Origin of the sequence: Dinoroseobacter sp. S375, assembly GCF_049800775.1 — a bacterium.
GTDB lineage: Bacteria > Pseudomonadota > Alphaproteobacteria > Rhodobacterales > Rhodobacteraceae > Dinoroseobacter.
The window spans coordinates 19,035-31,774 of the sequence record NZ_JBNAFR010000012.1 but is presented as its reverse complement, the minus strand read 5'-3'; the positions used below and the strand labels follow the sequence as shown (position 1 = coordinate 31,774).

Below are 12,740 nucleotides of genomic sequence, written 5' to 3'. Positions count from 1 at the left end.
GTGATCCTCAGGTTGTCCAGATTGCAGCGACGATGGTCGGCGCAGCGGCGATGCCCGCGATGGCAACAAGGACCCACAGTGCCTGGCGGAAATCGAGAATGCCGAAGAGCCAGGAGAGGAAGACACCAATCAGGGCAAGGGTGCCAATCACGATGCCAAGTGGGCCAGTGATGGCGTCGACAATCCCTTGGAGAAGGGTCTGGATAGGTGACAGGTCGATGCTCTGCGCCAGGGCAGGGGAGGCCATGGCAAACAGGAGCGTTGCCATGGCCAGGGTGGCGTTCGGGTTTGGTTTCACGAGGTCTCTCCTTCAAGCCTGTTGAACACGGCCAGCACACGACTGACGTGGTTTTGCGTTTCTCGGTAGGGTGGGATGCCCTCGTGGCGGGCCACGGCTTCGGGGCCTGCGTTGTAGGCAGCGAGGGCGAGGCGAACATCGCCGAACTCGGCCATCATCTGCGCCAGATACCGGGCGGAGCCGTCGAGGTTCTCGCGCCAGTCATGGGGATCGACGCCAAGCGCGCGCGCTGTGTCCGGCATTAGTTGACCGAGACCAACGGCTCCGACACGGCTACGGGCGGCCGGGTTGTAGGCGCTTTCGATCTCGATATTGGAACGGAAGACCAGCCGCCACTCAGTGACGGTGATGCCTGCGCGCCTCAGGCCGGGGTGGGCGGCATAGCGGAGCGCGGTGTCGTCGATCGCTGAAAGGATTTCCGGGGTCGGGGCAAGAGCCCTCCGGCTGACAATGCCGGTTCTGAAGCCATCGGCGGATGCCTCCTCTTCGTCTCCAAGGATCGCCAGCTCCTGGCTTGCCGATCCTTGGCCGATCCCGTCGTTGTAGTTTCGTGCGAAGTTGCTTTGCGACGTTGAGGCCCGAAGCGAGCCGTCGCCCTGCATGACGAGAACCATCCCTTCCCCTTGCACGGCTGCAGGTATCACGCAGATTGCGAAGACACTAACGATACGACGGGTCAGACGCGGTGTCAGATGGAAGCGTGTGCGATGCGCGCCCGCCTTCGTAAAGCGGGATTGTAATATGCGTGAAGCCAAGGCTCCCAAGAAAGGAGATGAGGCCGTTGGCGGTCTTGAAGGTTCTTGGAACGATCTCAGGACCGTGGGCCGTTTGGTGTCGCGCAGGGACAAGGAGTTTTTCGAAGTTTCGCGCCGGATCAACGACACGAATGATCCAGGCGCCATACCAGACCGACGACTTTTTCTCGGCTGTTTGGACGCAGACGACCTCTGCGCTGCATGCACTCTCAATGAGGGTCTTGAACAGAGTCTCTGTAACCACATTCGGAGCACCTTCACTTGACTGAGACCCCATGTCTGCGGACGTACCTCTTGGTTTGCAGGCCGGGCCCTGGTGACGGATGTGCTTACGATATGAGATTATAATATTGACAGCAATAAAATATTGAAATTAGGCTGATTTGGCGTCGGATGACGGTCTAATCCATTGTTTCTAAGCGCGAAAGAGAGATCGATGGCTGCGGTCAATCCATCAGCGGTTCTTTTCATTTTTATAGTATCAGCGGTTTTCTGCGGATATCAGGCGCATGCGATGACCTGCCTTGCGCCACCACGGCCGTTTGTTCCGAGCGATCCGGCACAAGCCCGCGAATTCGCGGATATCATCCAGAAGGATTTCGAAACCTACATCGCTGAAATCCAGCGATACTTCCTGTGCCTTGATCAAGAAAGAACTCGCGCCTTTACCGAAGCCCAAGAGGTCAGCCAGGAATACGGCCGCTTTCTCGAGAGCGTATCCAAGGACCATTGAGCGGCGTCAATCTGCGTCGCCAGGCTGCAGGGTATGTGTTGACCGTCCGCCTTCCTTGAGAGGGATGTTGGCGTGACTGCATCCAAGATCAGAGAGGAATGAGATCAAACCGTTGGCGGTCTTGAATTCGCGGATTTGAACTTCGTCTTTGTCGGCGGAGGCTCTCGAAAGAACGAGCAAGCGTTCAGATGAGCCGTCCTGGCTCACACCGCGAATGACCCACTTCCCATACCAGACTGCGGCTTTTCGGGTGGCGGACGATGTGCAGATGACTTCTGCATTGAACCCCTCTGCCATCAGGCTTCGCAAACGACCTTCGGTGACCACATTTGGCGCGGTCTTCCCCAGATCAAACGTCATTCCTTCCCCCTTGCCAGCCTCTACCCCTTCGTCTTGAAAAGGTCAGCCGCCCCAAGTCACGTCTCAGCCGAGCAGCGACGATGTTATGATATCGGCGCGATTCCGCTGATAGCATTAAGCATCATGTTGCTGGGAATCCAATACATATGGGCATTCGGGACGTGTTGATGCGCGTCAATCGAGGTGTCGATCTTGTAGTCTTGCATTAAGTGATGACAGCGATCGTCACCTCGAGAGGGGAGTAAGAGTGCGCTTTACTCAGTTGGTGCAGACGTCTGTCTCTTGTTGGATATCGCTGGCCAGAGTTTGAAACGCTAACGAACTCACCACCAACCATTCCTTGACTTGTGTGCCTCATATGACTACTTGTATCTCATCATATGGAGAGCCCCCATGTTGGAACCCGTTCAGTTCGCTCCCGAAGATGGCACCGTGCAACCTGTTGCCGAGGCTGAAAAGATTGCGGCAATCGTCAAGGCTGTCGTCCGCGCTGCCGACGCATGGGGTTTGTCGAATGCCGAAGCGGCGGCACTCTTTGATGTCCCCAGTGCGACGTGGAGCAGAATGAAGGCCGGCACCTACAAAGGTGTGCTGGATCAGGACAAAGTCACAAGGGCGAGCCTTCTGATCGGTCTCTTCAAGGGACTCCGGCTCTTGTTCAACGGTCCGCTGACCTATGGCTGGCCGAAAACCGCAAACACGGGGCCGGGGTTCAATGGAAGGAGCCCGGTTCAGGTCATGTGCGATGGCGGCATTCCGGCGATGATGAAGGTCAGGCAACACATTGATGCGCTCCGGGGTGGCGTGTGATCCGAGCCGAAGACCTCAATCAAGTCGACTTCACCGATCCGACGACAATCCGCCTGATCTCCACGGCCTACATCGATGAGCCGGCCATGGCGCCGCTGGCCGACGATGAGGACGATCTGGCGGTCCTTGAAGAGATCGAAGGACTGACCTCAGCGCGCCGAACTGTGACGCTTCCAGTCCCGGGCGGGCTTGACCCTGCCGAGTTGTTAACCGCGGCGGCCGGGTATGGATGGACGTACATCAATGCCGCGTTTTGCTACACACGGGCGACAGGCAACCGGTTCAACGGCCCGGAACGCGGGGCCTGGTATGCAAGCTACGGCGAGGAAGCAGCCCTCACAGCGCAAGCCGAAGTGTCCTGGCATCTGACGCGCGAGTTGGAAGCAACGGGTGTCTTCGAAAACTTGACGGCGTATCGCGAACTGCTCGCTGGTTTCACGACGCGGTTGCATGATCTGGCGGACAGGGCAGGGGAGGAGGTCTTGCACGCAGACCCCCGCGTTGCCTACCCGATCGGCCAAACGCTCGCACAGGACGTGCTGGGGTCAGGCGGCAATGGGTTGCTTTACCCCTCGACACGTTTCGACGGAGGGCGCTGCCTCGTCGCTTTTCGTCCGCACTTGGTTCAGAACGTCCGTCAAGGCGATACGTGGACATTTGCTTGGAGAGGAGAGGCCACTCCCGAAATCACACGGGAATAGTGGTCTCGTCTTTCGCGGGCTGGGCGGGAAACAGACATAGAGTTGATCAATCCAGTCGCGCCTCTCAGAGGACCTTGACCAGAACTAGCTTGTTGCGAATTTCAATTCCATCAGGGATCCAACTACGCTCTAAACGTTGACTGCAATTTCCTAGAACGATTTGCCTTTCAACAGAACTTCTTGGCCCGCTTCGATGCGAAACTCATTTGGATAAAGTCCGCTCAGCCAGTTCTTCAGGAGCTGCCAACGTCTTCCGGCGTCCCTCCGTTCAACACCGCATACATCGATCATTAGCTGACTTCCGGCGAGGTCGCTTAAGCCCTGCTGTGATAGTTGATCTAGCTGGTGAAAGATTTGTGTATGCCTGAATGATGTTCTCATTGCCTTTAGGAAACCGTGTTCGTTTAAGCCTGGAGGCAGACCTAGAGCAGCGAGATCAGATTTTGCCGACACTAGGGCGCTGCTTGGTAGCTGCTCTTCGTCGCCGGAGTAGACTTCCCAAAGACCGGTCCATCTTGGACATTCTGGTACCCACACAGGCGGGTTCTCGATGCTATCTTGCTCAATCTCAGGTCTTGTTATTTGCTTTCCAGATTCCACCAACATGACGGCCTCGTCCTTTATCGCATCGCGTAGCTCCTCGGTTGCCTCAATGCTTTCTGCAAGTAATTGCGTCCACCATTCCTCCAATCCATGCTCAGTGGTCCTGAGCTTGATCAAGAGCTCTACATTTGAAGGTGTCCGCCAACCCAATGCTGTCTGAGACAAATTGGCCGAGCCAACCAGACAAGTTGTATCGGTAGCAAAAAACTTCGCGTGCAATTGAGGGTGGATCAGAAGTGTGGCGCCTCTGCGATCAAAAAGGCAGTCAAATACCTCCAAGTCACACACCCCACTGGCGACGTCTTCTGGACGCATTCGGGCAATGCAAGTGACGTCGACCCCGTCCGGTATGGCCAAAAGAACGCGTTCAAGCGCATGGACTTTAATAAACGGCGCTGCGATACGAACTGATCCTTTGGCGCCGCTTAGAAGTGAGAGCAGTTGGTCGCCGATTATCACGGCTTGCCCTCGACTTCTTCCCGAAGAAACGCTTTGGTCATCTTGCCCCATTCCTGGCGCATCTCCATGAGGTCGTCATGCTTCTGGGTTTCTTCCAGCTCGTACCTGGCCCAGGCAGCGAACAGCAACTTCAGGGTATCTGATGCGCGGTGAACACGATCGAGCAGATCTGCATCTGTGTCATCTTCAGTGTCCGGATCAAGCGCTTCGATAAGCTGGTCGTAAATCGGATGATTAGTATTGAATGTGATCTTGGTCAGATCGCCAAATTGCTTGGTTGAAAAGAAATGATGCCCGTCGAGATGGCCTGTCGAAAACTGAACTTTGCGTTTGCGACTGACGACGGCCTCCACAATGTTCTTGGCATCTTGAGAGGAATAGTGATCGTTTTCGATCAAGTCGTCTTGCAGGTTCGCTCTATCACCGTCCGAGAATCCGGCATCATCGGTCGGCGCCGAATGACCCTCTTCTGCCCGCTGGCGGAATTTGTCTGTTGCCTGATCTTCGATGTCAGGGTCATCGTGGCGTTTTTGGGTACTGCGCCTGTTTTTTGTTTGCGCCTTGATCCTTCTACGGAGTTCATCAAGCTGTTCTTGGATGAACTCGGCGATGTCTATCAGGAGCCCGCGCGGGTCCCCGTTGCTCAACATCCGCTCCCTGAAAACGGATTTCTGCTCCCCCGGTTCCGCTTCCTCAGTCCAATCGAACTGGGCCATAGCGGCGAAGGTATTCGCGTGCTGTTTGTTGTTTGTGACGCCGAAGATCTCGTCAAGTGCTGACGGAAATTCGACTTCGACTCCCCACCACCGCTCTCTGGGATCATAGCCAATAGTCCAGGCTTTATCGAGTTCGAGTTCCCGACGTTCGCGGACGATGGATACACCCACGTTTTTGGCTGCGTGTTTGCCGTAGGGTGTCGAGCCTCGATCAGCAGTCGAACCCCTGGTTACCGTTTCTTCCCGTGCAAAGCTTGTGCGAACAAAGACTTGATGTGTTTTACCATCAAGTTCGATGCTGAATTCTTGCTCGCCTCCGCCCCATGCTTGGAACATCGGCTCGTTGTCAAACGGTTGAGGGGTGGAGGATTCTTTGATGAGATAGAGCGGATCGTTCACGCGCGTTGGTGCGTCATAGGTGGCAACGCCATCATGGTACGCGGCAAGTCTGATCGTCAGATCGCCGGCGTCTATGAACTTTCGGTACATTCGTCCAATTAGGTTTTCGGTGTTTTCCAGGGTCGCCTTTGCGCCTCTCCACTGGAGGCGATGGTCGTCGAAGTTTGACCACAAAACCAAGGTGCCTGACGTCCCGAATAAGTCAGAACGCTCAAGCCACTCGGGCGGAACTGGTTTTTGAACAGGGAGCGGCACCGCCTTTAAACCCCCTTCGATCTCATCGACGTCCAGATATGTCCACATCGCGTTCTTGGGTCCCGCCTGCCATGACCAGACTTCCAGGCGCCGACATTGGGAAATCGATGAGTTTGGGAGGCCCATGCCAAACCGTCCGATGCCTTTGCGGTCCTTCAGGTGCGTCCCATTGCCGAACTGAAGGGCAATGCGGAGGGTAGCCGGATTCATACCGTCGCCGTTGTCAACAACGGCGATCTGTTCGATGCGGCGACTTTTTCTTTGACTGACCTGTTTCATGACCTCCAGACAGATCACATCAACTTGGGTGGCATTCGCTTGCACCGAATTGTCAATAAGTTCGGCCAACGCATAGTCCGTATTGCGGTACCCACTATCGCGCATCGCTCGCACGGCGAGTTCCGGTGGAATGATCTCCGCCTCTGGAGCCAATTGGTCCACCTCATCCTGTTGGGTCATGCCAAACGTCCTCCCAATTTGAAAACGCCTCAGTGACCGAGCCAAAACCTGGAAGGGCAGGGTCGGTCACTGTGATGATCTCTGCAGTTTCGTTGCCGCCAGCGCGAATGCCTCGGGTGGCACGGCCGACCATCTGGCTATAAAGCACCAACGAACGAGTTGGTCGCGCGATGATCGCGCAACTCGTTTGTGGCGCATCAAAGCCGGTAGTCAGCACCCCGAAATTCAACATCACGATCTTGTTCTTTGCGTTGGACTTGTATCGTCGAATTCGTCGGGACCGTTCTGCGGTCTCAGTTTCCCCCGACACGAACAATGCTTCAATGTCTCTGATTGTGAGCATTGCCTGGAGAAGTTTGGCGTTCTCAACAGACGGGGCAAAAACGATAATGCGGTCGTGCCGGTCTGTCGCGTCAACGATTGCCCCAAGTACCGCTTCTGTTCGCGCCGCGTCTCGCCCCAGCTTCTCGAGAATTTCATCCGAAATTTCCGGTTCATCTTCGACCAGTGCTTGGTCTGACTTCTCGAATCTCAGGTCTGATGGCGCTTCGAGTTGCTTAAATTCGGGACGCGCAAGATACTCCTCTTCCATCAGGAAAGAGACTGGGTCATCGTAGCCTTCGACTTCAAGAAGGACTTTCTGTCCGTCGAAAAAGTTCGAGAGGCGCTTGTCTTCTTCAATTTTCGACCAACTTCGCCCCGGCGTCGCCGTCAGGCCTAGAAGGGCGTTTTCTGGCCTTTTCGTGGATAGCGCCTTGAGGACGTTTGCGTAGGTTGGTGCGATCGCTTGGTGCGCTTCGTCGATCACAGTCAACGAGGCCCTGTCAGCGAGCGATAAGAGCGTCGACACATCTCTCGTATCAAGACTGGCCATCTTCGCGAGGCCCGCGATCATAATGCCGTCCTGCAGGTCGTTCACCGCCGCACGTCGATTCCCCCAGAAGCGAACTAACTGCACATCCCGGTCGCCAAGCGGCTGCCATGCCTTATCGAACTCGTCAGATGCCTGTTCGAGCAATTCCCGGTTCTGGGCCAACCACACAACGACCGTTGGCCCGAATTCCCGTAAGTGTCGCGCCACAAGATGCATCGCGGTGCGCGTCTTTCCTGCACCGGTGGGCATGTGCAGGATGACCTTTCGTGGCGCACGTGCCAATGCCTCCGCAACTTTTCTTGCCGCAACTCGCTGATGAGGGAAGAGCCCGTAGGCCGCTGGCACCGACTGTGAGGTAGACGCTGCCGCGCGCGGAGCATGTGGATCTTCAACAATTCCAAAGAAGTCGTAGAGTGGTTGGACGCCGGTTTCTGCAATCTTCGCTTCAATTGCGCTGTAAGGATTGCGCTCAGCTTCCAAACCCAGCTTTGCGCAAAGCTCACGAGCCTTTTCGATTGGCAAGAGCCTGATAATTTTCGTTCGTTTTGCCGAGTTCTCGAGAGCTTCTTTGGGATTGATGACTGCCACGGCAACTTGGTTGGTTTCGGGAGTTAAGAGTATGCCAGGGGACATGCGATTGATTAAATTGACGGTCGATTCAGGCAGCAATGACAAGATCGATCTTGGTTTTGCTGAAAGCAGCAAATTTTCTATTGAGATGCCCGGTGAGCTCAAAACCATCGGCGACTACTTCTTAAGAAAAGAAATTCCGTGAATATGGTTCCGGAGATAGGGCCGCGCAGTTGAAACTGCAGCAGAACATTCTCACTACTTGAAACGCTTGATGAGATCTCGGACACAACCATATGCTTTGGTTAGGCAACTTGTTTCATTCGAACGCTGCAACAAACTGAAGCTGCGGATCTGGTTGCTCGGTATGAGTTTGAATGTGGAGAACTATTCCTCTGATAAAAGTATTGTTCGCCTCTATTTCTTCGGGCGGTTCGTTTCCATTCCATAGTAAGTGAAGCACTGGAACTTGGCCTGCTTTCGTCTGTATCTTTATGCTTCTCACCTTGCCATCTTCGGGGCTGTTTAGTTGAATTCCTTGCTCTAGTAACTTCTGCAATTCGGAAGACTCTGTCATTGCCTTAAGTGAGGCACGGCCGTTATTGTGAACGTCGTCGTCTGAAAGGTTGTCCAAAGCAGTAATTGCATTTTCGCAAGCGCTCTCGGTCAATACTAAGCTTGCGACGCGGTTTCCCTTTTCGTCACGCCCAACAAAGCATGCACAACCAGCGGAGAGACTTTCAGTCTCCAACGACTTTCTTTTGAGATCGGCACCATAGTAAAATGCATGGACAGTCGTCTCTATTCGAGCGGGCATTGGAGCGGGTAAACCGACACGTCCCATTGACGTCAGAAGCTTTTGCTGTAGCTCCAGCACGTGTGGTTGACGAAGGCGGGCGACCCTTCTGACACTACCCTCTTCGATCAGTGTCTTTACCTCCGCAAGTGGAAGCGTAGTATACTTTTGAAGGTCCCAGTCGATACGACAGAGCGTTCCATCGATTGAGACTGCGGGGCTCTTATCTCCTTTGTACAGCCAGCTCTGGTCGGAGATTTGTTTAGACTGTCCTTTCAAAAAAAGCGCAGACTCCGCCGCCCCACGAAGAAGATCACATGCGGGGGTCACGACCAGAAGTACCTCGGAAGCCACGTCGTTCTTTTGGGGGTCAGCCGGAGGACTATCGTTGGCGGGCTCATTGTCGACTTTACCATCTTGAGCTTCGGGCGCTTCAGGCACGGCGGTCGGTTTCATGTAGACGTCACCGAACGCTACTGGAAATTCTTCGCTCCCTCCCAAAGGTAGTCTGGCCTCAGCTTGCGAGATCATGCGGGCTACCAAGTCTTGAGTCCTAAATGCGCCAGAAAGGTAGGGAGGCCCTGGGTCGAGGTTGTCAATCTTGCTGAGTTCGTTGGCTGTTTCAATTATTGGTACTTGGCTCTCGATTTCGTGTTGTAGAACCCGATCGAAAACATCTACCAGGTAAGCACCAAGCGCCTTTCCCTCAAACTCCAACAAAAGTTGTCTTAGCTGCGCCAAGTCAGAAAGGTTCACGCCTCGCATTATTGAAATTGTTCTTTTCGAAGCATCTGCCATGCCTGCCTCAAGCGCTGAAAGAAACCTACCGAGAACAACAGTTTCGTTGCGATTGGATACTAGGCGCTCGAGTTGCCTCTTTAGAGCACCATCGGTCTTAAGTTCCGACTTAGCCAGGATCCTAAACCCGGATTCGAGAAGGCCTACATGATCACGATACTCATCCGCGTTGCTCGCCAATCTGGTACTGTTCGAAAACAAAATCGCCGGTGGCATTTCAGCACCGTACTGCTCTGCGATTTTCCTTAGGCCCTGCTTTGAAAGCTCAGCAGCATTTGGATCCTGAGCAGCCCCCAGAAATAAGTCTATGACGATCAGGTCCGCTTTTACTTCCGTGTCCGCAAATGCACGTCCGGCTCGAGTGCAAGTCAGTCCAAGCTGACCCAAATACTCTTCAAGCCTTGCTGCGACATCGCCATCCAAACGTTGTGTGGCTTCATAGGCCTCGAAGATTGGTTCTGCTCCAACTTCAGCCCGAGAATGCCAAAGTGCGGCGATGTAATCATCATCCTGTCTTAGTTCGTGTGGCTCGTCCAGCTGACCGTTGTATACCTTTGCGATGACCTCCTCGATCTTTACATTCCAGTCATCATGAAAATTCGACCAAGCTTCATCTATGTCGGCAAGATCATTCGCAAGGGGAACATCGTCAAAGCAATCATCGACGACGAGTACGTTAGCAATTCCGTGGTCTTTCAAAGCTTCTTCAAGTGTCATCTTTTTGCTTCTTCAGGTAACTCGAAAAGGAATCTGTGGAGACGACCCGTCTCGTCATCAATTTGATTGGAAAGCTCTAATGTTCCCTGGTGATAATTTGCAATTTCACGGGCGATGTATAACCCAAGTCCTCGCCGTTTTCGTTTCTCTTTCAGTGAAAAGAATGGATGAAACACCTTCTCTGCGTTCTCCCGGCTGATCCCAGCTCCATTGTCCTCGAAGGTGATCAGCGGCGGATTAGCTTCTACAGAAATCCGAATAGTCGGTGTAAGGCTCACGTCCCGTTTGCCTCGCACGTCAAGCCAGTGGACCGAATTTGAAATGAGGTTTTCTAGCACCTGGATGACCATGCCCCGGACGGCGGTGACTTTCACCGGCCTCGGATCGTCATCTCGCAGCACTTGAATACTCTCGCGATCAAATTGCGACTGATGCGCCTCCAGAACCTCGTCGACGACCTTCTTCAAGTCGAAGGTTTCCTTGGTTTGGCGCCCGGAAACACTCATCGGATCTAGAATGCGAATGCGCTTTCCTAGTGACTTGAGGGCTGCTTGCAGCGTTGAAAGTTGAGAGCGGACTTCGTCGGAAACATCGGCATCTTTCAACGAGCCGAGGACGTTTAACGCGTTCTCCGAAGACCGGGCCAACTCATGAGCCACGACCTCAACCATCAAACCTACGCCTGCCATATCCAGAAGTTGGCGTCCTTCCTTTTCGGCTTCATCAATTCGTCCTCTCAAGGCTTCAGCAAACGCGAGCAATTCTTGCAGAGTGTGCTGAACTTCATCGACAGGTTCGCGTTCTCCAGGCGGCACGACCTCTCTCAGTCCTCCTACCGCCGACTTCACACGACGCTCGAGCGTCTTGAGGCGATCTGCGGCCCCCACAATTCGGGCCTTCTGCGGCTTATGTTCCCGTTCTGTCGTTCCGATCGCATCCCCGAGCGCCTCTTGGGTCGCCCACTTCACAATGTTCAAGAACGCCTGTTGGGAGTCGTTCTCACGCAACCCTTCCCGGTTTGTTTGATCGATTAGTAGCGGGTTTTGTATGCGTGAGATCGATATCCTGCCAATAAACTGGGTTTTGTTCAGGAGATACCCGCTACGTCTGAGAGCTTTGCGATCGAGATCCAACCAATCATCGCGATCTTCGCCATAAGGGAAGACTCTAAAACCGTCGCGAAAAAGCATGATTCCTGACCATTGGTCTTGGAGTTCGCGAAGAGACTTGTTCTGCCCTGTGCTATCAACGCGGCTTAGTCGGCGTCTATTGTACCAATAGAGTTCAAACTTAAATGGACCGAGCTCTTGCAGGGCTTCATCAAGCACCTCCCCAAGCTCCTCACCGAAGGCTCCCTGCATTTCTTGGGCATCGAGCACGTAAGTATGGGTCTCCGGCGGATGATCAAACCCAAGGTCCTTCACTTCCGCATTGCACGTCAGGATTGGTTCGCCGTCGACGTACTCGAACCGGCCTTTCATCGAAGCGTGAGCTGCTTCCAAGATCGAGGAAGGCAGTCTCGGAGTCGCTATTCGCTCTTCGTTGAAATACACGGTAACCTTGGGGCGCTTCTTCTGAGGCATGCGTGGATCGATAAGCCTAGCGAAGTCATACTTTCCAAGTTCGGCTACCTTTTCACGTGACCAAGACTGTTCAAGCCGCCCAATGAAGAGCCTTGTTCCATGGTAGTCAGGGGTGGGCTTTTTGCGACCCTTGCGTGGCTTGACATCTATGTCCTCGAGCATGAGGCCCGGCTCAGAGAAGTCACTCCAATCAATTTTCAGAATGTTTAGATGAGTGTCCGTTTCACTGGCACTGACGACTTCCAGAGTGTCCCCAAGGCGCATCGCACTGAGACGACCTATCCCTTTTTCACCCAAATAAGGTGTGGCTGCCTTTCCCGTTTTTAGGGCTTCGGAAACTGCATCTCGGCGTGATGATGTTCCAATGACCAAGAAAGCCTCTTTCAGGCTCTTTGCTGACATGCCATCGCCGGTGTCTTCAACGACAATTCGGTTATGCTTCTCGGGAGCGTTTGCAACAATCTCCCTAAGCTCTTTTGTCGAGTTTGCTTCGTCGAGCTCAGATTCAAACGCTGTCTTGATGGACGGATCGATATCGCGTTCTATGTGCCTTTCGATCAATGCCTTAAACTCTTCCGGATCTTGAACCGATGAACGCAAAACCGTTTGAGCGGACCTTTGTGTTAGTAAAATGTCAAATTTTATTTTAACGCCAGACGAGGATTGGGCATCAAACCCATTCTTGATCAACTCATAAAAGGCGATCACGTCTGAAGATATTAGCTCTGAGCCGAGCTCTAGTACCGTTCTCGCCGTAACAGTGAACATGACGTATAACTAATCTGCCCCATTGAGTGCTTGTTGCGCGTTGGTTCGACTTGACCCTTAAGCCTAAGAAAAATCAACTATTTCTA

At 53.7% G+C, this 12,740-nt stretch carries 12 protein-coding genes; 4 read left to right on the top strand and 8 right to left on the bottom strand.

All coding sequences use genetic code 11. The features are described from left to right. Positions 1 to 7: 7 nt before the first annotated feature. Together ACP150_RS19620 and ACP150_RS19615 are read right to left on the bottom strand one after the other, a co-directional pair. Positions 8 to 298, bottom strand: a complete 291-nt coding sequence (locus ACP150_RS19620; protein WP_424968402.1) for a TrbC/VirB2 family protein — start codon at positions 296 to 298, stop codon at positions 8 to 10. Then, positions 295 to 912 (bottom strand): lytic transglycosylase domain-containing protein, encoded by a 618-nt coding sequence (locus tag ACP150_RS19615; RefSeq protein WP_424968401.1) that lies wholly within the window; start codon positions 910 to 912, stop codon positions 295 to 297. The genes ACP150_RS19620 and ACP150_RS19615 overlap by 4 nt, the downstream gene beginning before the upstream one ends. 577 nt (positions 913 to 1,489) lie before the next feature. Between ACP150_RS19615 and ACP150_RS19610 the strand changes: the two genes are divergently transcribed. Further along, on the top strand, positions 1,490 to 1,786 hold the full coding sequence (locus tag ACP150_RS19610) for a hypothetical protein (RefSeq protein ID WP_424968400.1): 297 nt from the start codon (positions 1,490 to 1,492) through the stop codon (positions 1,784 to 1,786). 6 nt (positions 1,787 to 1,792) lie between these two features. Here ACP150_RS19610 and ACP150_RS19605 read toward each other — a convergent pair whose 3' ends face one another. Continuing rightward, complete coding sequence (locus ACP150_RS19605; RefSeq protein WP_424968399.1) at positions 1,793 to 2,146, bottom strand: hypothetical protein; 354 nt, start codon at positions 2,144 to 2,146, stop codon at positions 1,793 to 1,795. A gap of 393 nt (positions 2,147 to 2,539) precedes the next feature. On the opposite strand from ACP150_RS19605, the gene ACP150_RS19600 reads away from it, so the two are divergent. After that, entirely contained in the window at positions 2,540 to 2,956 is a 417-nt protein-coding gene (locus tag ACP150_RS19600; RefSeq protein ID WP_424968398.1) for an antitoxin Xre-like helix-turn-helix domain-containing protein, read from the top strand. Next, positions 2,953 to 3,657 (top strand): RES family NAD+ phosphorylase, encoded by a 705-nt coding sequence (locus tag ACP150_RS19595; protein WP_424968397.1) that lies wholly within the window; start codon positions 2,953 to 2,955, stop codon positions 3,655 to 3,657. Before ACP150_RS19600 ends, ACP150_RS19595 begins: the two co-directional genes overlap by 4 nt. A 150-nt stretch (positions 3,658 to 3,807) precedes the next feature. Here ACP150_RS19595 and ACP150_RS19590 read toward each other — a convergent pair whose 3' ends face one another. Genes ACP150_RS19590 through ACP150_RS19580 form a run of 3 tightly spaced genes read right to left on the bottom strand, consistent with a single transcriptional unit; the run spans position 3,808 to position 8,010 of the window. Next, the gene (locus ACP150_RS19590; protein WP_424968396.1) at positions 3,808 to 4,770 is read right to left on the bottom strand and encodes a phospholipase D family protein; all 963 of its coding nucleotides are present in this window, start codon (positions 4,768 to 4,770) and stop codon (positions 3,808 to 3,810) included. Next, positions 4,716 to 6,548, bottom strand: coding sequence for an ATP-binding protein (locus ACP150_RS19585; RefSeq protein WP_424968395.1), 1,833 nt, complete (start codon positions 6,546 to 6,548; stop codon positions 4,716 to 4,718). Before ACP150_RS19585 ends, ACP150_RS19590 begins: the two co-directional genes overlap by 55 nt. Then, the gene (locus tag ACP150_RS19580; RefSeq protein ID WP_424968394.1) at positions 6,532 to 8,010 is read right to left on the bottom strand and encodes a DEAD/DEAH box helicase; all 1,479 of its coding nucleotides are present in this window, start codon (positions 8,008 to 8,010) and stop codon (positions 6,532 to 6,534) included. The genes ACP150_RS19585 and ACP150_RS19580 overlap by 17 nt, the downstream gene beginning before the upstream one ends. Here ACP150_RS19580 and ACP150_RS19575 point away from each other — a divergent pair. Beyond that, positions 8,000 to 8,197: a hypothetical protein gene (locus ACP150_RS19575; RefSeq protein ID WP_424968393.1), complete on the top strand. Its 198-nt coding sequence runs from the start codon at positions 8,000 to 8,002 to the stop codon at positions 8,195 to 8,197. The genes ACP150_RS19580 and ACP150_RS19575 overlap by 11 nt on opposite strands. Positions 8,198 to 8,311: 114 nt before the next feature. Here the strand turns inward: ACP150_RS19575 and ACP150_RS19570 are convergent, their stop codons facing one another. Both ACP150_RS19570 and ACP150_RS19565 read right to left on the bottom strand, forming a co-directional pair. Continuing rightward, entirely contained in the window at positions 8,312 to 10,303 is a 1,992-nt protein-coding gene (locus ACP150_RS19570) for a hypothetical protein (RefSeq protein ID WP_424968392.1), read from the bottom strand. Then, positions 10,300 to 12,654 carry a sensor histidine kinase gene (locus ACP150_RS19565; RefSeq protein WP_424968391.1) on the bottom strand — a complete coding sequence of 785 codons (2,355 nt, stop codon included), beginning with the start codon at positions 12,652 to 12,654 and terminating at the stop codon, positions 10,300 to 10,302. Before ACP150_RS19565 ends, ACP150_RS19570 begins: the two co-directional genes overlap by 4 nt. Positions 12,655 to 12,740: the final 86 nt, after the last annotated feature.

What these genes read in the sequence shown, in the direction of transcription:
- ACP150_RS19610 (WP_424968400.1), top strand. Translation starts at nt 1,490, where the DNA reads ATGGCTGCGGTCAATCCATCAGCGGTTCTTTTCATTTTTATAGTATCA.
- ACP150_RS19590 (WP_424968396.1), bottom strand. Translation starts at nt 4,770, where the DNA reads ATGGGGCAAGATGACCAAAGCGTTTCTTCGGGAAGAAGTCGAGGGCAA.
- ACP150_RS19605 (WP_424968399.1), bottom strand. Translation starts at nt 2,146, where the DNA reads ATGACGTTTGATCTGGGGAAGACCGCGCCAAATGTGGTCACCGAAGGT.
- ACP150_RS19575 (WP_424968393.1), top strand. Translation starts at nt 8,000, where the DNA reads ATGACTGCCACGGCAACTTGGTTGGTTTCGGGAGTTAAGAGTATGCCA.
- ACP150_RS19615 (WP_424968401.1), bottom strand. Translation starts at nt 912, where the DNA reads ATGGTTCTCGTCATGCAGGGCGACGGCTCGCTTCGGGCCTCAACGTCG.
- ACP150_RS19600 (WP_424968398.1), top strand. Translation starts at nt 2,540, where the DNA reads ATGTTGGAACCCGTTCAGTTCGCTCCCGAAGATGGCACCGTGCAACCT.
- ACP150_RS19585 (WP_424968395.1), bottom strand. Translation starts at nt 6,548, where the DNA reads ATGACCCAACAGGATGAGGTGGACCAATTGGCTCCAGAGGCGGAGATC.
- ACP150_RS19565 (WP_424968391.1), bottom strand. Translation starts at nt 12,654, where the DNA reads ATGTTCACTGTTACGGCGAGAACGGTACTAGAGCTCGGCTCAGAGCTA.
- ACP150_RS19570 (WP_424968392.1), bottom strand. Translation starts at nt 10,303, where the DNA reads ATGACACTTGAAGAAGCTTTGAAAGACCACGGAATTGCTAACGTACTC.